Here is a 20,746-nt window from a genome sequence, read left to right as displayed (position 1 = left end):
GGATATGAATGGCGCACAAAACACATATAATCTTAGTAAGATAGTTGTAGTTCTTGCAATGTTTGTTTCAAGCCTTGGCTTTGCTAAAACTCTTAAATACGTTTGTACAGAAAATGGATTGCCATTAAAAGAAGTGCCTAGTGCAGATGCTAAAGATGTAGATGTACTGGATTATGGTACAGAAGTAGAAATTCTTGACGAAAAAGGCGAGTTCTCAAAAATTAGATTCTACAGGTTTTTTGAACATATCTTAGGCTACGTATTAACATCAGAGTTATCTTCAGAAAAGATAGATAAACGTATAAAGATACAGTTTAATGATGCTGTTGTTTATATAGAAGATGTTAGGTTGTTATCTAAAAACAATACGTTTAATGCAGAAGATAAGGTAACGGTAAAGGTGTCTTATGGAGACTCTCCATTTAATAAATGGGTACGTGTACAGCCAGAACGCAATGTAAACGTAAAAGTATATCAGCGCGTAGAAAAAAGCCTTGTTGTTTTTGATGAGCAACCATTTTGCGATTTATCGGGAAGCTATACGTTTAAAAGTGATTGGAGATTAATGCCTCCACTTTTAGAAGATAATACGTTTACATCACTTAAAGATGAGGTAGAAGATGAGACTTTCAAAGAAAAAATATCTGTAGCAGAAATCAAAGATGATCTGAGAAGACTTTGTAGCCAAAAGGTAGCAAATATGATAAACCCATTCAAAACACTCACAGAAAACGGTATTGGTATAAAGTCACAAAATGTTTGGTACAAAGTAGTGTTAACAGATGAGAATGGTAAAACCACAGAAAAGATTATAGAGTTTAATTTAATGGTAGGATGTTAATTTAGGATTATGAAGTTTGTAACTATAATATGTGCCCTTTTTATTACAACTGTTACCATTGCACAGTCTGAGTCGCTTTTTAAAGAAGCTAACCAAGCCTATGCAAATGAAAACTATGAAGAGGCTATATCTAAATACCAATCTATCCTTAAAGATGGATACGAAAGCACATCTGTATATTATAACTTAGGAAATTCTCATTATAAATTAAATAATGTTGGGCCTAGCGTATATTATTTTGAAAAAGCTCTTAAGCTAGATCCTAATGATGCAGATGTAACAAACAATCTAGCTTACGCAAGACAAATGACTATTGATGCTATAGATGAGGTTCCTAAAACTGGAGTTTCTAAAATTGTAAACTCTGTTATTGCTACTTTAAGCGTAAATGGTTGGGCTTGGCTTGCTGTAATAGCTTCAATTTCTTTTGTGGTGTTAATACTTCTTTATTACTTCTCTAGAGCATCATTAAAAAAACGATTGTTCTTTATAGGCGGCAGTTTAGCATTTTTAATTGCAATATGTGCAGTTGTATTTGCTTACCAACAGCAATCTGTGTTGGAACAAAAAAGTTTTGGTATTATCTTTCCAGAAGAAGTTGTTGTAAGAAGTGAGCCTAACTCAAGAAGCGAACAGCTATTCTTATTACATGAAGGTACTAAGGCTAAAATTTTAGAAGATTTTGATTCTTGGAGAAAAATTGAATTAGCAGACGGCAAACAAGGTTGGCTGTTAAAAACTGAATTAAAGGCACTTTGATGATAGCTTTAACATTAGTTTAAATGTTAATTTTTTTAAATTCAATACTTTTGCATTTCATAAATTTTTAGAGTTGATAAAGTTTAAAGCATTCATATTTCTCATAGGGTTTTTAGCCTTTACAATTGTACCTACATTGTCTCTTATATTTGATCAAGAGGTAATGAGTGTCGTTGTAATTGAGGAAGAAAACTGCAAAAACAAATTAGACTTTAAAGATTACAGTCATTCTGAAAATGATGTTGTATTTAAGTATTATGATTTCTTAGATACAGACAAACAATACTTCAAATACAATTGCACATTTGTATCTGTGTATATAGATACGGCATATCCGCCACCAAAATTCTCATAATATATTTAGTCACAACAAGCTAGCTTTCTCTTAATAAGGTTGTCTTGTTGCCATTATTATTTATTAAAAACAACAGAAAGATAAAAGTCTTTCTGCATTAAAATATATTATATGTTTAAGAATTTAAAGCACGATTTTCCAGCTAGTGTCGTGGTATTTTTTGTTGCTATTCCTCTTTGTCTTGGTATAGCATTAGCTAGTGGAGCACCACTATTTTCAGGCTTAATTGCAGGTATTATCGGTGGTATTGTAGTTGGAGCCATTAGTGGTTCTAGTTTAGGGGTAAGTGGTCCTGCAGCAGGTCTTGCCGCTATTGTACTAGCTGCAATTGCAAGTTTAGGGAGTTATGAAAACTTCTTAGTAGCTGTAGTTTTAGGTGGAGCAATTCAAATTGTTTTTGGTCTTCTAAAAGGTGGTATAATAGGATATTACTTTCCATCATCCGTAATTAAGGGTATGCTAACAGGTATTGGTATTATCATTGTACTTAAGCAAATTCCTCATTTCTTTGGTTATGATGCAGATCCAGAAGGAGATTGGGCATTTTTACAAATGGACGGTGAAAATACATTTTCTGAATTAGGAAATATTATTGGTAATATAAGTCCTGGCGCTACTTTAATAGCAGTTATTGCTATGGTGATTTTAATATTATGGGAAGCAGTTTTATCTAAAAAAGGTAAAATATTTCAATTAGTACAAGGACCTTTAGTAGCAGTATTTGCAGGTATTGTTTATTTTGTAGCTACTCAAGATATTTCAGGTTGGAGTATTAGTCAAGAACACTTAGTGAGTGTTCCTATTCCAGATGATTTTGACTCATTCCTAGGTCAGTTTACCTTCCCAAATTTTGGTGTTATTGGTAATCCAGATGTTTGGATAACAGCATTTACAATTGCTTTAGTAGCAAGTTTAGAAACACTACTTTGTGTTGAGGCTACAGATAAGCTAGACCCTAAGAAAAGAACAACACCTACTAACAGAGAGTTATTTGCACAAGGTACAGGTAACATGATATCTGGTTTAATTGGTGGTCTACCAATTACACAGGTAATTGTAAGAAGTTCGGCTAACATACAGTCTGGTGGACAAACAAAATTATCAGCAATCCTTCACGGTTTCTTATTATTAATATCTGTTATATTAATCCCTAATATTCTAAACCTTATTCCTTTATCTGTATTGGCAGCTATTCTATTCTTAGTAGGATATAAATTAGCTAAGCCATCTACCTTTAAAAGAATGTTTGTTTTAGGTTGGAAACAATTTGTACCATTTATAGTTACTGTAATAGGTATTGTGTTTGGAGATTTATTAATTGGTATTAGTTTAGGACTTGCAATTGGTATTGTAGTAATTGTAATAAAAAGCTACCAAAACTCTCACTTTTTACATATCGAAGAACCATCAAATGGTAAAAACCATGTTAAGATGACTCTTGCAGAAGAAGTTACTTTTATTAATAAAGGAGCAATTTTGAAAGAATTAAACAATCTTGAGAGTAATTCATTCTTAGAAATTGATACGAGAAAGGCTAAATATTTAGATCATGATATTATTGAGATATTAGACGATTTTAAATTTAGAGCAGAAGAGCGTAACATTCATATAAAGATTATTTCTGAAAGAGGAATCACAGAAAATCCAGAAAGCTACGAGCAGTTCTTTAATCAAGAGAAAAAACAACCTTTTAGACGAGGAGCCTAATAATTACCATATCTACTGACAGGCATCAGTAGTTATGGTTTTTAATTGATGCAATTATGAGTTTGTGTTTTACACAACTATTTAAAATTGAAAACTAATCTTTTAAGTAAAATTAATTTAATGATAACGTTCAAACATTTTAAAGGCGATCTTTTTGGTGGTCTTACAGCAGGAGTAGTAGCATTGCCATTAGCTTTAGCATTTGGAGTACAATCTGGAATGGGAGCAGCTGCAGGACTTTACGGTGCGATAGCAGTTGGTATATTTGCTGCCGCCTTTGGAGGTACACAAACACAAGCCAGTGGCCCTACAGGTCCTATGACTGTTGTGACAGCAGCACTTGTTGTCGCTGCAATAGAGCTTACAGGAAGTCTTGAAGCTGGTATGGGTATAATTTTAGCAACATTCGTTTTTGCTGGGCTTATCCAAATTGTTTTTGGCTTTCTTAATATTGCAGGTTATGTAAAATACTTTCCCTATCCGGTAATCTCTGGATTTATGAGTGGTATTGGTTTGATTATCATTATTCTTCAAATATTTCCATTTGTTGGACTAGACTCTGCCAAGTCTACCATAAAAATCATGAAGGATTTACCAAGATTATTTGCAGAGTTTAATCCACAAGCACTTCTGTTAGGAAGTATTACTATAGCTGTGTATATAATTTGGCCTAAAATTAATAAAGCTATTCCTACAGCACTTGTAGCACTAATTGTAGCGACTTTAATAGGCTATTTTTTCAATTTTGATGTTCCTTTAATTAAGGACATAGGTGAGATACCTTCATTCCTAGAATTAAAAATTGATACAATTCTTGGAATAGATTTAAACGCTTTTTCCATTATTTTAGAGTATGCATTTATCCTTGCTTTACTAGGTAGTATTGATTCATTGTTAACCTCAGTAATAGCAGATAGTATGACTAAAACCAAGCACAACTCAAACAGAGAGCTTATAGGGCAAGGTATTGGTAATGCAATAGGTGGTCTTATAGGTGGTATTCCTGGTGCTGGTGCTACAAAAGGTACTGTTGTAAATATAAATGCTGGTGGCACAACACGTCTTTCAGGTATGATTCACGGCTTGTTCTTATTAGCTGTATTATTAGGACTTGGGTTTTTAGCTTCTGAAATACCACTTTGTGTACTAGCTGGTATTCTTATTCCAATAGGATTTAAGATTATAGATATTAAAGGATTAAAGCATCTTTTAAAAGTACCTAAGGGCGACGCATTTGTAATGATTCTTGTATTATTAATGACCACTTTTGGAAGCCTAATTCAAGCTGTAGGAATTGGTGTGGCATTAGCCTGCTTACTGTTTATGAAGAAGTCTGGTGATATGGCAGAAAGAGGACTTACTACAGGAACACTATCTGATATTGATGACAATGACTCCAAGTGGAAAACTGAAGGTAATTTTTACGAGACCAACAAAGAAAAAATTCTCATCAAAAGATTATATGGGCCATTGTTTTTTGGATTTACTTCCTATTTTAAAGATGAAGTAAAACGAAACTCAAAAGACAAGAGTGTTGTGATCTTTAGAATGGATCGTGTCCCTTATATTGATCAATCTGGTGTATATGCTTTAGAAGATATTATAACAGATCTTGAAGGAAAGGGAATCGAAGTCCTATTAGTAGGTCTTGATACTCAGCCTCGAAAAATGTTGGAAGCTGTAGGTATTATACCAAAGCTTATCCAAGAACAGGATATTTTTGATACTATATATGATTGCTTGGAGTACTTAAAACTTCAATTATCAGATTAACTTTTAAAATTTATTGTATACTTTCATAGTTTGTGAAAGTAAAATTTAAAAAGCACCTCAGTCTTTATAAACTGAGGTGCTTTTATATTTTGAATTATTTTTCTTCACCAATGTATCTTTTATCCTTATCCAGGATATCCCTATTCTTTGCCTCCTTCAAAATTGAGGGTAATACTAAAGGAGTTATTTTAGACACTGGAGCGTAGAGTACAGAACTGTCTAGCTTTTCTTGTTCTATTAAAGAATTGTTGCTATTAACTGCTTCAAAAAATAGTATAATTACACTAGCCAAAAATGCCATTTTTATTACTCCAAATGCACCACCAAGCAATTTATTTAAAATACCGAGAGCAATGATATTTGCCAATTTTGTAAGTAATTTTCCGGCAAGAGAAATAATTACAATAATTATGATAAAGGTTACAGCAAATGCAGCAAGGTTTATATAATTTTCTTCCCAATCAACATGTTCAGCAATAAAAGAGCTTGCATAATAGGAAAAGTGAATAGCGCCAAAAATACCTGCAATTAATGCAACCAAAGAAGCTAATTCAACAAAAAAGCCTTTCATAAAACCTCTTACAAGCCCTAGTAATAGGAATATCCCTAAAATAATATCTATAAAATTCATATCTCAAATATAGGTAATTATGCGCTTCAACTTAAGTATCTTTGCACTATGGCAAGAGATGAAGAATTAAAGCAACGTTGGCAACAAGTTGTAGATAAGCTTTCTGCACAATTTGCAGATGGCGAGGTATTAGATTTAGATGCAATTATCTATCTAATTGGTGTACAAGAATTAGGTAAACCTCACGATAAATATAAAAAAGACCATAAGATAGATTTAATGCACATTGCAATATGCAGGCTACTTGAACCTTATGGTTATTATGAATTTGAATTTTTTGATGATGATGGCTGGCCTCATTACAAAGTGCTAGACCAGCTACCAAATTTAAAAGCTGGTGAGCAGAGTGTTTTAATGAAAGAAGCTATAGTTACATATTTTTTAGAGAAAGCGTATATTTCATAATATAACCTCGTACTATAATATTATGCTACAAAATCAAAGTCATTTATTTAATTTACCTAAAGACATCACCTATTTAAATGGTGCATATATGTCTCCACAGTTAAAATCTGTAAGTGAAGTTGGTGTAGATATGGTGCACTTAAAAGAACAACCTTTTAATGTTACCTCAGAACATTTTTTTGATGCACGTACAACGTTAAGAAAACGCTTTGCAGAACTTATTTCTGCAGATAATTATGAACATACAGCCATTATTCCATCAGTTTCTTATGGTATGGCTAATGTTGCTCAAAATTGCAATTTAAAGCGCGATGATGAAGTTATTTTAATTAATGAGCAGTTTCCTAGTAACGTATATGTTTGGCAGCACGAGGCAAAAAAAGTAGGTGCTAAGATTGTTTCCATAAAGGCGCCCGATACCTTTATAAATCGTGGTAAATTGTGGAACGATTCAATTCTCAAAAGTATTACCAAAAAAACCAAAGTAGTTTCACTTGCGCATTCTCATTGGGCAGATGGCACGTTATTTAATTTAAAGACTATTAGAGAAGCTACTCACAGTGTAGGTGCCAAATTAGTTGTAGATGGTACACAGAGTGTTGGGGCTTTACCTTTTTCTATAAAAGAGTTTAATGTAGATGCACTTATTTGTGGAGGATACAAGTGGCTACTAGGACCATATGGACTTGGTATGGCGTATTATGCAGATTCACTTTGTAATGGCAATCCTATTGAACATAATTGGATGAACAGACTAGGTAGTGAAGATTTCACAAACTTGGTAAACTATCAAGAACACTTTCAACCAAAAGCTGGTCGTTTTTCAGTTGGAGAAAGTAGTAATTTTATATTAACGCCAATGCTTACTACTGCTTTAGAACAGTTATTATCATGGAAACCACAACATATTCAGGATTACTGTAACTCTATTTCTTCTGAAGCTGTAAATACATTAAGAAGTAAAGGTTGTTTTATTGAAGATGATGCATATAGATCTCACCATTTATTTGGTATTTATTTACCAAAACATATGGATTTAAATGTGTTGAAGAAAAGATTGGAAGACGCTAAAGTTATTGTGTCTTATCGTGGTAATGCTATAAGAGTATCACCACATGTTTATAATACTACTGAAGATTTTGAAAGGTTAGTAGCACAATTTTAAATCGTCTTATTTGCCGTTACTTAAATAGAGGTGTACATTTGTAATACTGTTTCAAAAATGCATAAAAGCATCTTCTAAATGCTCTACAGTAGTGCCTAGTTTATTTTTAACAATAGCGACGATATCAAATCTAATTTCAACATCATCTTCTATATCCTCTATATAGTTGTTTATTGCGCTAACTAATAAGCCTATTTGTTTTGGTTTTACAAATTCCTGTGGGTTTCCAAATTCTGAAGTACTTCTTGTTTTTACCTCAACAACACAAATTACATTTCCTATTCTAGCTATAATATCAATTTCAGCTTTTAAATACCGATAATTGGTTTCGAGTATAGTATAGCCTTTGTCGCTTAAAAAGCGTACTGCAAGTTTTTCACCTTCTTTACCTAACTCATTATGTTGTGCCATAACTAAAGATAGCAAAATAGATTGTATGTTGTTATAAATGACAAATGCGAATAATCAATTAAGATTATCCGCATTTTAATTAACACAAATTAAATAGTAAGTTCTAGAACATTACTAGGTCTTTAGGTTATGAGCCGCACATTAAGCAGTCATCACCTTGAGCATCTTTAGATTGTTGGATTATTGCTTTTAATTCCTCTGGAGATAACTCTTCGGTATTTTCAGTATTACTCACATTGTCAAATAAAACTGGTTGTGTTTTTGCAACTTCTGGTGCTTGTACAGTTTGTGCTTGTGGTTCTAACTGTGTTTTTGCTTGTTGTAATGTTTCAGCAGCTTTAGCAGCAACCTCTTGTTGTTGTGGTTGTGGTTCTGCTTTTTTAGCTTTTTCAACTGTAAACTTAATTGCATCAACAGCAGCTTTAGTTCTCAAGTAATACATACCTGTTTTTAAGCCGTTTTTCCAAGCGTAAAAGTGCATAGATGTAAGCTTAGCGTAGTTCGCATTTTCCATAAAGAGGTTAAGCGACTGGCTTTGGTCTATAAAGTAACCTCTGTGGCGAGACATATCTATAATGTCTTTCATAGATAGCTCATATACAGTTTTGTAAAGCTCTTTTAAATCCTGAGGAATACCATCTATATTTTGAATAGAACCATTTGCACGCATAATAGCATTCTTAAGGTCGTTATTCCAAAGACCTAGATTCACTAAATCTTCTAGTAGGTGCTTGTTAACAACAATAAACTCTCCAGATAATACACGTCTTGTATAGATGTTAGATGTATATGGCTCAAAAGCTTCATTGTTCCCTAGTATTTGAGATGTAGATGCAGTTGGCATAGGTGCAACTAATAATGAGTTACGAACACCATTTTCTAACACTTTTTGTCTTAAACCTGCCCAATCCCATCGGCCACTAAGTTCTTCGTCTTTAATTCCCCATAAGTTGTATTGAAATTCTCCTTTGCTTATTGGAGAACCTTCGTAAGAAGAATATGGTCCTTCTTCTATTGCTAACTCCATAGATGCTGTAACAGCAGCAAAATAAAGTGTCTCAAAGATCTCTTGATTTAACGTCTTGGCTTCATCACTTGTAAATGGCATACGCAGCATAATAAATGCATCTGCTAAACCTTGAATACCTAATCCTACAGGACGATGGCGGAAGTTAGAGTTTTCTGCTTCTTTAACAGGATAGTAATTTCTATCTATTACCTTGTTAAGGTTTTTAGTTACACGTTTTGTTATTCTGAATAATTCTTTATGATCAAAAGCACCATTCTTTACAAACATTGGTAATGCTATAGAGGCTAGGTTACATACCGCTACTTCATCTGGACTTGTGTACTCCATAATTTCGGTACATAAGTTAGAAGAACGAATTGTACCTAAGTTTTTCTGGTTAGATTTACGGTTAGCTGCATCTTTATAAAGCATGTAAGGTGTTCCGGTCTCAATTTGAGATTCAAGAATTTTCTCCCAAAGTACACGTGCTTTAATAGTCTTACGTCCTTTGTTCTCAGATTCGTACTTCAAATAAAGTTCATCAAACTCTTCACTGTGTACGTTAAATAGATTTGGGCACTCATTAGGGCACATTAATGTCCAGTTGCCATCTTCTTCTACACGCTTCATGAATAAATCTGGAATCCACATTGCGTAAAATAAATCTCTTGCACGCATTTCTTCTTTACCATGATTCTTTTTAAGATCTAGGAAATCAAAAATATCTGCGTGCCAAGGCTCTATATAAATTGCAAATGAACCTTTACGTTTTCCACCACCTTGGTCTACGTATCTTGCTGTGTCGTTATACACTTGCAGCATTGGTACTATACCGTTAGATGTTCCGTTTGTTCCAGAAATATAAGAACCTGTTGCTCTTACATTATGAATTGATAATCCAATGCCTCCTGCAGATTGTGAAATCTTTGCTGTTTGCTTTAGTGTATCGTAAATACCATCTATACTATCATCCTGCATAGTTAACAGGAAGCAAGAAGACATTTGTGGTTTTGGTGTTCCAGAATTAAATAGAGTAGGAGTGGCGTGTGTAAAATATTTTTTAGACATAAGCTCATATGTTTCTATGGCTGCATCTAAATCATCTAAATGAATACCTACAGAAACACGCATTAACATATGCTGTGGACGTTCAGCAATTTTTCCGTTAAGTTTAAGTAAGTAAGAACGCTCTAATGTTTTAAAACCAAAATAGTCATAACCATAGTCACGGTTATAAATAATGGTGCTGTCTAGCCTGTCTTTATTGTCTTGTATAACCTTATACACCTCATCAGACAATAATGGTGCTTTTTTACCTGTACGAGGATTTACATATTCGTAAAGGTCTGTCATAACCTCACTAAACGTCTTTTTAGTGTCTTTGTGTAGGTTAGATACAGAAATACGAGCAGCTAACTTAGCGTAGTCTGGGTGCGATACCGTCATAGATGCCGCTGTCTCTGCTGCAAGGTTATCTAAATCGCTTGTTGTAACACCGTCATAAAGACCTTCAATAACACGCATGGCAACTTTAACAGGATCTACCAACTCGTTTAAGCCGTAACATAATTTTTTTACTCTCGCTGTAATTTTGTCAAACATGACTGGCTCGCGTCTGCCGTCTCTTTTTAATACGTCCATGGTGTTATTGGTTTTGGTTTAGCGGTTTAAGGCTAAGTGATTAATTGTTTTAGCCCAAAAGTTTACAGCTAAAGGGAAATGCCTTCAGCTTTAAAGGCTAGTGATACTCTATATATATTTAAGACACGTTACCGTGTTGTGTTTAGAAGCTTTAGGCTTCTAGAAGTCTGCGTCGAAACTAATCTTGCTGTTGTCTTTATCTTGATCCATAACACCAGCTTTTTGATAATCTCCTACACGTTTTTCGAAAAAGTTAGTTTTTCCTTGTAGCGATATCATATCCATAAAGTCGAATGGATTTGCTGTGTTGTATTCTTTCTCGCACTCTAATTCAAGTAAAAGTCTATCTGTAACAAACTCTAAATATTGAGTCATTAAGTTAGAATTCATACCTATAAGACTTGCTGGTAGTGATTCTGTAATAAACTCTCTTTCAATATTTAAGGCGTCAACAATAATTTCGCGAATACGCTCTTTTGAAACTTTGTTTACTAAGTGTTTGTTGTGAAGGTGTACTGCAAAATCACAGTGCATACCTTCATCACGAGAAATTAACTCGTTACTAAATGTAAGTCCTGGCATAAGGCCACGTTTCTTTAACCAGAAAATAGAACAGAATGCACCTGAGAAGAAAATACCCTCAACGGCTGCAAATGCAATAAGACGTTCTGCAAAAGAATCTGATTCTATCCATTTTAAAGCCCAATCTGCTTTTTTCTTAATTGCAGGAAAAACCTCGATAGCTCTAAATAGTTGATCTTTCTCTGCTTCGTCTTTTACATACGTATCAATTAAAAGCGAGTAAGTTTCTGAGTGAATGTTTTCCATCATGATTTGAAAACCATAGAAAAACTTAGCTTCACTATATTGAACTTCATTTACAAAGTTTTCTGCTAAATTTTCATTTACTATACCATCACTTGCAGCAAAAAATGCAAGTATGTGTTTTATGAAATAACGCTCGTCGTCATTAAGCTTAGAATTCCAATCTGTAAGATCTTGGTGAAGATCAATTTCTTCTGCAGTCCAAAAACAAGCTTCCATCTTTTTATACCATTCCCAAATGTCATTATGTTGGATTGGAAAGATGACGAATCTGTTTTCGTTTTTCTGTAAAATTGGTTCTACTTGGCTCATGTCTCTAGTGCGTTTTTGCGATTAAAAAGTCACAGATTTGGTTGTGACGATTAGGGACTAACAAATATGTAAAATAGTACGGTTAATATCGAAGAAATGACCCCAACGTTATCCACAAAGTTTTCAACATATCGTATTTGAAAGTGTATGCGGTAATCTCAATAAAAGCGTTTTAAATTACTGAAAAACAAATAATTACGCTAAAAATTATTGAATTCATATTTTCGACTTTAAATCGTTGTTAGCAAGTGTGAACATAGTGTTTCACACGTTTTTTAACAGTCTGAAAATTGATTAAAACTGAAGTGATTTTTGTGTCTTTAAGACCTAAATTTTAACATTTAATACTTAAAAATAAAATGAGAAGTTTGGAATTAAAGTTTGAGATGCTCCTCTGCAACTTTCTCTAAATCTTTGTACCAATCTTCACCATATTTTCTTATTAAAGCATCTTTGGTAAATTTATAAACCGGTACCTTAAGTTCTTTACCAAGTGTGCAGGCATCATCACAAATTGGCCATCTATGATAGTTTATTGCAGAAAAACTTGAGTATTTTTTTATCCTAATTGGGTAAAGGTGACATGAAATAGGTTTTCTGTAATCTATTTCGCCAGCGTTGTATGCATCTTCTATACCACAGCCTGCCATACCATTGTCTTTAAAAGTTACGTAGGCGCACTCTTTACCATTTACTAATGGTGTTTCTAAATCACCCAAAGGGGTTTCAATATATGTGCCTTGTTCTTTGATAGAAGCTATTCCTTCTTCTCTCAAAAAAGGTTTAACTTTTGGGTATATTTTTTTTAAGATATTTACTTCATCTTCTTCAAGCGGTGCACCAGCTTCGCCTTCTATACAGCAAGCGCCTTTACAAGAATTAAGGTTGCACACAAAATCTTTCTCTATGATCTCTTCTGAGACTATGGTTTTTCCTAATTGAAACATTTTGCGAAGATACTTTGTCTAAGTGTATTTACCATATAAAATATCTGCAATACTAATCCCTAAAATAGATGCTTAGAATATTTTAATACCTAATTTTGCATCTTAAACTATGTTGAGATGGAGTTAAATTTCAAGGAAATATTTACAGCAACTATGGTATTGTTTGCTGTTATAGATATTATAGGTAATATTCCCATTATACTATCCCTAAGGGATAAAAATGGTCATATACATTCTGAAAAAGCAGCTATAGTTGCAGCTGTAGTAATGATTGTATTTTTATTTTTAGGAGAAAGTATACTATCACTTATTGGGATTAATGTAAATGAATTTGCTGTTGCTGGTGCTTTTATACTATTTTTTATTGCTTTAGAAATGGTATTAGGAGTTACATTGTTTAAAGAAGATGAAAGTAGCTCAGACCTTGCGGCAATTTTCCCTTTAGCATTTCCTATGTTGGCAGGTCCAGGTAGTTTAACTACTCTGTTATCACTAAGAGCAGAATACTCATTGGCAAATGTAATTGCAGCAATTATTGTAAATATTATAATTGTTTATATTGTACTAAAGACTTCCTCTAGGCTACAACGATTTTTAGGTAAAAATGGAATTATCGTAATACGTAAGGTATTTGGGGTTATTCTATTAGCAATTGCAGTAAAATTATTTGCAGAAAATATTCAGGAACTTTTTAATTAACATTCATGAAAGTATTTATCTATATACTAATTGTAATAGCACTAGGATTGGCTGGTTATAATATTACGCTATTAGATTTTGAGAATCTTTTAGAAGGCAACAGTAAGACCGCACTTATTGGTATCTGTGCCTGTTTATGTGTAATTGTATTAATGCTAATACTATTAGTCTCTAAGAAAATAGAGCAGAAATCTAAGTCTATTAAGCGTTAGGCTTAATACTTATTTCCATAGCATATTCTTTAGGCTCTATTTTAGAACCTTCTTTAGGATATGGTGTCATGCCTGTAGCAAAATACTTACTATCTTCAGTTTCAAATAATAGGTAAGGTTTGTTTTTTGTTACATCTTTAGGACTAAAGGTGATATTTATGTCCTTTACAAATTTACCTTTATCGTACATACCTACAATTACAGAAACTTCACCTGCCCAAATGCATTGTGCGCCTTCTGGACATCTGCTATCATTTGTAACTTGTTTTAACTTTAACATAGTATTACCAAATGGTGTAAGTTGTCCCATTTTAATTTTGGTAAAAGATTCTGTAGCTATTACTTTTTGATTTTCTGAGGCAGCAGCTTCTGTTGTTTCTTTTTGTGAGCAACAAGATGTAAATGAAAAGGCTAAAACTAAAACGAGTACATATTTCATAAGGATGGTATTTAAATTGTAGTTAAGAAAATACTATGCCAAATTACTTAAAAACTTTTAAATACAGGATGTTAACCTCTAAATAGAAAGAAGTCTTCTTTCATAAGTTCTATTTCTGAAGTCTTGTTGGTTATAATAAACTCCAGTGCACGTTCTGTAAATTTTTGCCCTTTGTCTGTTAGGGTTACAATATTCTTTTCTATTGAAATCATGTTGTTTCTTAAAGCCAGATCCAACACAGTTTTTGAACGAATTTTTTGCCAATTTATATGTTCCTGTAAATGATTAACGTGTCGCTCACGTTCTTCTGAATGATTTTGAAGGTGAAGTAAAAATGTAAGTAGAGAAACTTCTTTTCGTTGTCTTTTTTGTCTAAACATGACAGAAATTAATCCTTTATTAGGAGCAAAGAAATAAACCATTAAAAAGATTACGCCAAGCATAGTTGTCATTGATCCTGCAATGGAACCATCCAAAAGATTGGCTAGCCAATATCCAGAGATAGCGGCAAATACCCCAAATGTACAAGATAGCAGCAGCATTTTCTTTAAATCGTTTGTTAAGAGATAGGCAGATGCTGCTGGAGCAATCATTAATGCAACAACCAAAATAGCACCTACGGCATCAAAAGCTCCTACAACTGTAATAGAAGACACTGTCATTAAACCATAATGAATAAGTATGGGAGAAAAACCTAATGTTGCGGCAAGTCCTTTATCAAATGTGCTTAATTTTAATTCTTTGAAAAACATGATTAGCAAAGTAATTGTAATCAACAAAATTGTGCCAATTACCCACAACGATTTTGGTCCTAAATCTATATCGTTAAAGAGGAGTCTGTCAAAAGGGGCAAAGGCAAGTTCTCCCAACAATACCGCATCAATATCTAAGTGTACGTCATTTGCATTCTTAGCAATTAAAATAACACCTATACTAAACAATGCAGGAAACACTAATCCTATAGCAGTATCTTTTTTTACTAAGCCAGTTTTTTGAATAAACTCTACTAAAAACACCGTAATAACACCCGAAAATGCAGCTAATAGAATTAGAATAGGCGAATTTAAATCGTGTGTAATAAAAAAACCTAAAACAATACCTGGCAAAATTGAGTGACTTATAGCATCACTAATCATAGCCATTTTACGGAGTACTAAAAATGTTCCTGGAATGGCACAAGCTAGGGCTACTAACATTGCTATAAGCTGTATGTCTATTTGTGCGCTACTCATCTGTATTGTCTTTCTTGTATAAATTCTCTGCTTTTTGATAGCCTTTTTCTGTCATAGACCACAATTTACCTTGTATCGCGATGTACTCTTTCTCTTCTAGCCTTCCTAAAGTTTTTCTGGTAAAACCTTGAAAATTATTTAAAATACGAATAGTGTGAGGGTGAGATTTATCACTGTGATTTTTTGCAATACCGTACATAAATGCTAAGGTTTTGTGTTGCTCTAAATCTCTACGGTTATTAATAAGACGAAGCTGTCTAAATAAAATACCTCTATTGGGTGAAAAAATAAATGATATTAATACAAAAACACCAGCAACAAGTACTATAACTGGTCCTGTAGATAGGTTATTCTGGCTTGCACTTATTGCTGTACCAAAAACACCAGAACAAAGACCAAATATTGCAGAAAGCAGTACCATAACGCTAAGCTTATTTGTCCATTGTCTTGCTGCTGCTGCTGGAGCCAAAAGCATCGCACTCATAAGAACCACGCCAACTGTTTGTAAGCCAACAACAATGGCCAACACAATAAAAGATGTAATTAAGACGTCTAAAAATTTGGTGTTAAATCCTAGAGTTTTAGTGTAATCTGCATCAAACAGTAATAGTTTAATTTCTTTCCAGAATAGTAATAGAATTATTAAACTCACACCAGTAATTCCTGCCATTAACCAAATATCACTTTCTAGTAGAGTGGCTGCTTGGCCAAACAAATACTTGTCTAATCCTGCTTGATTTGCATTAGGCATTTTCTGAATAAAGGTTAAGAGTAACATCCCGAAACCAAAGAATAATGATAAAATGAGCCCTAAGGCTGTATCACTTTTTAAGTGTGTTTTACTAGTTATACCTCTTATCCACCACGTGCCAAGTAAACCGCTAACTAATGCACCTAAAAGTAAGGTGTAGGTGTCTTTTGCACCTGTAATAAGAAATGCCAATGCTATACCTGGTAATGCTGCATGAGAAATAGCATCACCAAGTAAACTTTCTTTTCTTAAAACGGCAAAGCTACCAAGCATACCACATATCGCACCTAGTATAGCCGTACCTAAGGTTATGGTTCTTAGCGTGTAATCTGTAAAGAAATCTGTAATATCCATACCTATGCGTTTACAGAAACCTTATAGTTAATTCCGTAGGTTTTAGTTAGGTTGTCATCATTAAAAATGTCTCTAACAGGTCCAGAAGCTATGCCCTTTACATTTAAAAATGTTACCCAATCAAAATATTCTGGTACAGTTTGTAGATCATGATGTACTACAATTAAGGTTTTTCCAGCTTTTCTAAGTTCTTTTAAAATATTGATTATTGCCTTTTCTGTAGTAGCATCTACACCTTGAAAAGGCTCGTCCATAAGGTAAATACTTGCATTTTGAACCAAAGCTCTTGCTAGAAAAATACGTTGTTGCTGGCCACCGCTAAGTTGAGATATTTGCCTATTCTTAAAGGCAAGCATTCCAACTTTTTCTAAAGCCTCTAAAGACGCTTTCTTTTCTTTTTTGCCAGGTCTTCTAAGCCAACCCAAACTACCGTAGGTTCCCATCATTACAACATCTAGTGCTGTTGTAGGAAAATCCCAATCTACACTACCTTTCTGAGGTACATAAGCGACTTCATTTACCTGTTTTTTATAATCTTTTCCAAACACTCTTACTGTGCCGGCAATAGGTTTAATAATGCCGAGTATAGACTTTATTAAGGTAGATTTTCCTGCACCATTTGGGCCTACAATAGCCATGAGAACACCTTCTGGAATAGCAAGATCTATATCCCATAATACAGGCTTATAGTTGTAGGCAACCGTAAGATCATCTACCTGTATGGCATACTTCTTCTTAACCTCTACTTTGTTTGAATCTTTTATCATATTTATCACTAAAACTTAGTTGCGCTTACTTAAGTGCATTTACTATAGTGTTTACATTGTAGGAGAACATACCTATATATGTGCCTTCAACAGTTCCCTTATTTCCCAATGCATCTGAGTATAATGTTCCGCCAATTTCTACATTAAACCCTTTAGATTTTACAGATTGTTGTAAGGCTTCAATAGTACGTTTAGGAACACTACTTTCTACAAAAATAGCTTTCACCTTATTGTCGATTATAAATTTAGATAAATTTTGAACGTCTTGTACGCCAGCTTCAGTAGCGGTTGATAAACCTTGTAGCCCAATAACTTCAAAACCGTATTCTTTGCCAAAGTAATTAAAAGCATCATGAGCAGTGACTAAAATTCTTTGTTCTTCAGGAAGAGTACTTATAGTTTTAATAACCGCTGCTTCTAATGTGTCTAATTTTTTTATGTAGTCATTCCTGTTAGCTTCAAAATAATCAGCTTGTTCTGGTACAGCTGCTTTTAATTCTTCTGTAAGTGAATTAGTTATCTGTTTCCAATACTTAATATTAAACCAGATATGAGGATCATAGCTAGATGCAAAATATTCAGAGCTTATAAGTCCTGATTTATCTAAATTGTCTGCTAATGCTTTTGTGGTAACTCTGTTGCCCATTTTCTCAAAAACTTCGACTAATTTACCTTCTAAATGTAATCCGTTATAAATAACAAGGTCTGCATTTGCTAGTTTGCTAACATCACCTTCACTAGCTTTATAAAGGTGAGGATCTACACCACTTCCCATTAACCCTTGTAACTCAATTTGGTCTCCTCCAATATTTTCAGCTAAATCTGTAAGCATTGTTGTGGTAGTAACCACTTTTAGCTTTCCGGTGTTTTGTTCCTTAGTGTGTTTGCAGCTTGCAAATAAAAGTAAGGACAGTGATATAATTATAATATGTTTCATCTTGTAATTTATTATTTAGGTAGTCTAAAACTTACTCCAGCACTAACCAGTAAATCTTGATTTGTATTTAAACCACTTCCAATAGTTGCATCTAGTTGAAAGTTTGGTTTTAATAAATATGTAAAGCCAGCATCCCAAAGGTGGTTTGCGCTATTGTTTTCTGGTAAATCTCCATATAGTTCTACGTAAGCTCCTAATTTATTTGTTATGCTATACCCATATACCAATGTGTATATATAGGCTATTTCTGGTGAGTCATCTCCCCATTGAGCACCCAGATTATATGAAAGGCTCGATTTTTCTGAGAGCGTATGTGCAAAAGAAAATCTAAAATCTGCACCTGTTGTTTCTGGCTTATAGTCACTGCCTGCTGTAAATGGTAATCTTAAATGTCCTAAAAGACCAATTTTAGGTAATACACCATTTTCTTCAGCAATACCAACTTTTACACCTAAGAGCATAGGAGTAAAGCCACTTAGTTTATTGTCAAATTCATTGCCATCGTTACTAAATCTTGTTTCAACAAAATCTAAACCTAAACGTAGCTCTAAATTGTCTAATAAGCCATAACGTACTAGTGTAGTATTGTAGCCAATAGCTTCTGTTTTAAAACCTTCATCTTCGTCTTGTGTGAAAAAAGCTCCAGTTTCAACTTGTATATATCCTTTTGTAACTAGTGCTGGAGACTCGGTTTGGTCTGGTCTGTCTGTAACCATCGCGCCAGGATCCTGTGTTTCTTGTGCGCTCATATTTAGCGTTGTAAGTATTACACTTAACAATACTATTATTTTAATAGATGTAATATGTTTCATTTGAGTAATTTTGTATTTTACATTCGCAAAACTATAAAAGTTAGGTATGACTAACAAATTAAATTCGATAGAATTAACCAAAAGTGAAGAAGACTACTTAAAAGCTATTTTTCAACTTATGTTAGATTCTGATAATGAAAAGGTTGGAAACAATAAATTGGCAGATTATCTTAATATTTCGCCAGCCTCTGTAAATAATATGGTGAAGAAGTTAAAATTAAAAAAACTACTTAAAAGCGAGCGTTATGCCAAGTTGCAGCTTACAGATTCTGGTAGGGATATTGCCGTAGGGTTAATAAGAAAACATAGACTCTGGGAAACATTTTTAAGTAAATATTTAAATTTCACTTGGGATGAGGTTCATGACGTGGCAGAACAGCTAGAACATGTAAAATCTCCTAAACTTATAAATGAGTTAGACAGGTTTATGGATTTTCCCAAGAAAGATCCACACGGTGAAGTTATTCCTGATGCAGAAGGTAATTATAGGACGTTCGAGAAAGTTACGCTTGCCTCATTAGACAGCGGAACCATTTGTAAATTAATCTCTGTAAATGATGGCTCTGTAGAGTTTTTAAGGTATGTTTCTGAAATAGGGTTAGCTTTATCAAGCGAGATAAAAGTTATAGAAAAACGTAGTTTTGATAATTCTGTGAAAATTGAATTTAATGACAGTATTGAAACCGTGTCTCAAAAATTTGCGGATAATGTATTTGTTGAAATTCTATCAAATTAAACACTTATGTCTTACGCGGTAATATTTACTTCCAAGCAATCTTCAAATACAAAAGGCTACGCTAGTATGGCCAATAAAATTGAAGAACTCGCAAAACTACAACCTGGGTTTTTAGGTATTGAAAGTGCTAAAGATGGTATAGGCATTACGGTAAGTTATTGGGAAAGCCTTAATCATATTAAAGAATGGAAACTACAAAGTGAACATCTTTTAGCTCAACAAGCAGGCAAATCACTTTGGTATGATTGGTACAAAGTGCGTATTTGTAAAATTGAACGAGAGTATAGCTTTACAAAACCCTAGCTGATTGTTGTTTCTTTCCTAATAAGAAGTATAGAAAAACTCCTAATATAGGTAACATTAGTACTACAATTATCCACACAATTTTATTATTTCCTCTAAATTCATGTCTTAAAATATCTACTAAAGAATAAATATAAATGCCTAAGACTATTAGCATTATTAGAGGTAAAATAAAGGAAAATTCAGGTTTTAAGAGTTCCATGTAAAGCGGTTTGTGCAAATTTGTAGACTACAATATATAAAAAAAAGCCTTCAATATAATTGAAGGCTTTTCTAAATTTTATAAATCAATTTTTAGTATTATAAACTAAAAGATATTGATGGGTCTGTTGTATCATCTGGTGTTACCGTAAATGAAGTCATCTTAACCACATTGCCATCTACGCTAATAGTTAAGGCAACCTCAAAAGGATTGTTGTTCTCTTCGCCATTAGGGTCTACCTCTGTATCATCAAAATCTGTATACGTTAATTGAATAACAGTATTTGCAGGAAATGGTACATCATCATAAGACAAGTTATAAGGAAATGTAGCATTTTCTTCTGTTGTTGTAAACTCATTAATTCTTGAGATTACAGTAGCGTTTCTTGAAGATGTAGTTTGTACATTAAAAGAAACTGATCCAGAGCCTGCAACCTCGTCATTAGAGTCATCACTTGAACAAGCAGTAGTTGTAACTATTAGTAAGCAAGCTAATGCTATTTTAAATAAATGTTTCATAGG

Annotated in this window: 24 protein-coding genes; 11 read left to right on the top strand and 13 right to left on the bottom strand. The window is 33.5% G+C overall.

Annotated elements, in window-relative coordinates:
• Positions 1 to 4: 4 nt before the first annotated feature.
• From CA2559_RS02145 to CA2559_RS02125, 5 genes are all read left to right on the top strand, one after another.
• Positions 5 to 841, top strand: coding sequence for an SH3 domain-containing protein (locus tag CA2559_RS02145; RefSeq protein ID WP_013186192.1), 837 nt, complete (start codon positions 5 to 7; stop codon positions 839 to 841).
• A 9-nt stretch (positions 842 to 850) separates the two neighbouring features.
• Entirely contained in the window at positions 851 to 1,600 is a 750-nt protein-coding gene (locus CA2559_RS02140; protein WP_013186191.1) for a tetratricopeptide repeat protein, read from the top strand.
• Between the two features lie 73 nt (positions 1,601 to 1,673).
• The gene (locus CA2559_RS02135; protein ID WP_013186190.1) at positions 1,674 to 1,955 is read left to right on the top strand and encodes a hypothetical protein; all 282 of its coding nucleotides are present in this window, start codon (positions 1,674 to 1,676) and stop codon (positions 1,953 to 1,955) included.
• A gap of 111 nt (positions 1,956 to 2,066) precedes the next feature.
• Positions 2,067 to 3,662 (top strand): SulP family inorganic anion transporter, encoded by a 1,596-nt coding sequence (locus tag CA2559_RS02130; protein ID WP_013186189.1) that lies wholly within the window; start codon positions 2,067 to 2,069, stop codon positions 3,660 to 3,662.
• Between the two features lie 120 nt (positions 3,663 to 3,782).
• Complete coding sequence (locus tag CA2559_RS02125) at positions 3,783 to 5,435, top strand: SulP family inorganic anion transporter (protein WP_013186188.1); 1,653 nt, start codon at positions 3,783 to 3,785, stop codon at positions 5,433 to 5,435.
• A 94-nt stretch (positions 5,436 to 5,529) separates the two neighbouring features.
• On the opposite strand, the gene CA2559_RS02120 is transcribed toward CA2559_RS02125, so the two are convergent.
• The gene (locus CA2559_RS02120) at positions 5,530 to 6,066 is read right to left on the bottom strand and encodes a CvpA family protein (protein ID WP_013186187.1); all 537 of its coding nucleotides are present in this window, start codon (positions 6,064 to 6,066) and stop codon (positions 5,530 to 5,532) included.
• 48 nt (positions 6,067 to 6,114) lie between these two features.
• Here CA2559_RS02120 and CA2559_RS02115 point away from each other — a divergent pair, with 48 nt between their 5' ends.
• Positions 6,115 to 6,471 (top strand): hypothetical protein, encoded by a 357-nt coding sequence (locus CA2559_RS02115; protein WP_013186186.1) that lies wholly within the window; start codon positions 6,115 to 6,117, stop codon positions 6,469 to 6,471.
• A gap of 22 nt (positions 6,472 to 6,493) precedes the next feature.
• Positions 6,494 to 7,636 carry an aminotransferase class V-fold PLP-dependent enzyme gene (locus tag CA2559_RS02110; protein WP_013186185.1) on the top strand — a complete coding sequence of 381 codons (1,143 nt, stop codon included), beginning with the start codon at positions 6,494 to 6,496 and terminating at the stop codon, positions 7,634 to 7,636.
• 51 nt (positions 7,637 to 7,687) lie between these two features.
• Here the strand turns inward: CA2559_RS02110 and CA2559_RS02105 are convergent, their stop codons facing one another.
• The 4 genes from CA2559_RS02105 to CA2559_RS02090 form a co-directional block, all read right to left on the bottom strand.
• Positions 7,688 to 8,047 (bottom strand): YraN family protein, encoded by a 360-nt coding sequence (locus tag CA2559_RS02105; protein ID WP_013186184.1) that lies wholly within the window; start codon positions 8,045 to 8,047, stop codon positions 7,688 to 7,690.
• Positions 8,048 to 8,174: 127 nt separating this feature from the next.
• On the bottom strand, positions 8,175 to 10,697 hold the full coding sequence (locus tag CA2559_RS02100; protein WP_013186183.1) for a ribonucleoside-diphosphate reductase subunit alpha: 2,523 nt from the start codon (positions 10,695 to 10,697) through the stop codon (positions 8,175 to 8,177).
• Positions 10,698 to 10,856: 159 nt separating this feature from the next.
• The gene (locus tag CA2559_RS02095; RefSeq protein WP_013186182.1) at positions 10,857 to 11,834 is read right to left on the bottom strand and encodes a ribonucleotide-diphosphate reductase subunit beta; all 978 of its coding nucleotides are present in this window, start codon (positions 11,832 to 11,834) and stop codon (positions 10,857 to 10,859) included.
• 374 nt (positions 11,835 to 12,208) lie between these two features.
• Positions 12,209 to 12,781 (bottom strand): DUF3109 family protein, encoded by a 573-nt coding sequence (locus tag CA2559_RS02090; RefSeq protein WP_013186181.1) that lies wholly within the window; start codon positions 12,779 to 12,781, stop codon positions 12,209 to 12,211.
• A gap of 117 nt (positions 12,782 to 12,898) precedes the next feature.
• On the opposite strand from CA2559_RS02090, the gene CA2559_RS02085 reads away from it, so the two are divergent.
• Both CA2559_RS02085 and CA2559_RS02080 read left to right on the top strand, forming a co-directional pair.
• A complete protein-coding gene (locus CA2559_RS02085) occupies positions 12,899 to 13,480 on the top strand; it encodes a MarC family protein (protein ID WP_013186180.1) in 582 nt (193 codons plus the stop codon).
• 5 nt (positions 13,481 to 13,485) lie between these two features.
• Positions 13,486 to 13,692: a hypothetical protein gene (locus CA2559_RS02080; protein WP_013186179.1), complete on the top strand. Its 207-nt coding sequence runs from the start codon at positions 13,486 to 13,488 to the stop codon at positions 13,690 to 13,692.
• On the opposite strand, the gene CA2559_RS02075 is transcribed toward CA2559_RS02080, so the two are convergent.
• From CA2559_RS02075 to CA2559_RS02050, 6 genes are all read right to left on the bottom strand, one after another.
• Entirely contained in the window at positions 13,682 to 14,131 is a 450-nt protein-coding gene (locus CA2559_RS02075; protein ID WP_013186178.1) for a hypothetical protein, read from the bottom strand. The genes CA2559_RS02080 and CA2559_RS02075 overlap by 11 nt on opposite strands.
• A 71-nt stretch (positions 14,132 to 14,202) precedes the next feature.
• A complete protein-coding gene (locus CA2559_RS02070; RefSeq protein ID WP_013186177.1) occupies positions 14,203 to 15,363 on the bottom strand; it encodes a metal ABC transporter permease in 1,161 nt (386 codons plus the stop codon).
• Positions 15,356 to 16,468 (bottom strand): metal ABC transporter permease, encoded by a 1,113-nt coding sequence (locus CA2559_RS02065; RefSeq protein WP_013186176.1) that lies wholly within the window; start codon positions 16,466 to 16,468, stop codon positions 15,356 to 15,358. The genes CA2559_RS02070 and CA2559_RS02065 overlap by 8 nt, the downstream gene beginning before the upstream one ends.
• A 2-nt stretch (positions 16,469 to 16,470) precedes the next feature.
• Positions 16,471 to 17,235, bottom strand: coding sequence for a metal ABC transporter ATP-binding protein (locus CA2559_RS02060; RefSeq protein WP_013186175.1), 765 nt, complete (start codon positions 17,233 to 17,235; stop codon positions 16,471 to 16,473).
• 25 nt (positions 17,236 to 17,260) lie between these two features.
• A complete protein-coding gene (locus tag CA2559_RS02055) occupies positions 17,261 to 18,172 on the bottom strand; it encodes a metal ABC transporter solute-binding protein, Zn/Mn family (RefSeq protein ID WP_013186174.1) in 912 nt (303 codons plus the stop codon).
• Between the two features lie 11 nt (positions 18,173 to 18,183).
• Positions 18,184 to 18,984 (bottom strand): transporter, encoded by an 801-nt coding sequence (locus tag CA2559_RS02050; protein ID WP_041240854.1) that lies wholly within the window; start codon positions 18,982 to 18,984, stop codon positions 18,184 to 18,186.
• A gap of 46 nt (positions 18,985 to 19,030) precedes the next feature.
• Here CA2559_RS02050 and CA2559_RS02045 point away from each other — a divergent pair, with 46 nt between their 5' ends.
• Together CA2559_RS02045 and CA2559_RS02040 are read left to right on the top strand one after the other, a co-directional pair.
• Positions 19,031 to 19,720: a metal-dependent transcriptional regulator gene (locus tag CA2559_RS02045; protein ID WP_013186172.1), complete on the top strand. Its 690-nt coding sequence runs from the start codon at positions 19,031 to 19,033 to the stop codon at positions 19,718 to 19,720.
• A 6-nt stretch (positions 19,721 to 19,726) separates the two neighbouring features.
• Positions 19,727 to 20,023 (top strand): antibiotic biosynthesis monooxygenase family protein, encoded by a 297-nt coding sequence (locus CA2559_RS02040; protein WP_013186171.1) that lies wholly within the window; start codon positions 19,727 to 19,729, stop codon positions 20,021 to 20,023.
• On the opposite strand, the gene CA2559_RS14015 is transcribed toward CA2559_RS02040, so the two are convergent.
• A complete protein-coding gene (locus tag CA2559_RS14015) occupies positions 20,010 to 20,180 on the bottom strand; it encodes a PLD nuclease N-terminal domain-containing protein (RefSeq protein ID WP_148232835.1) in 171 nt (56 codons plus the stop codon). The genes CA2559_RS02040 and CA2559_RS14015 overlap by 14 nt on opposite strands.
• Before the next feature lie 143 nt (positions 20,181 to 20,323).
• A complete protein-coding gene (locus CA2559_RS02030; RefSeq protein ID WP_013186169.1) occupies positions 20,324 to 20,743 on the bottom strand; it encodes a hypothetical protein in 420 nt (139 codons plus the stop codon).
• Between the last annotated feature and the right edge of the window lie 3 nt (positions 20,744 to 20,746).

Origin of the sequence: Croceibacter atlanticus HTCC2559 (assembly GCF_000196315.1) — a bacterium.
GTDB classification, from domain to species: Bacteria; Bacteroidota; Bacteroidia; order Flavobacteriales; family Flavobacteriaceae; genus Croceibacter; species Croceibacter atlanticus.
The sequence above is the reverse complement of the archived record's forward strand: the minus strand, read 5'-3'. Positions and strand labels throughout refer to the sequence as shown.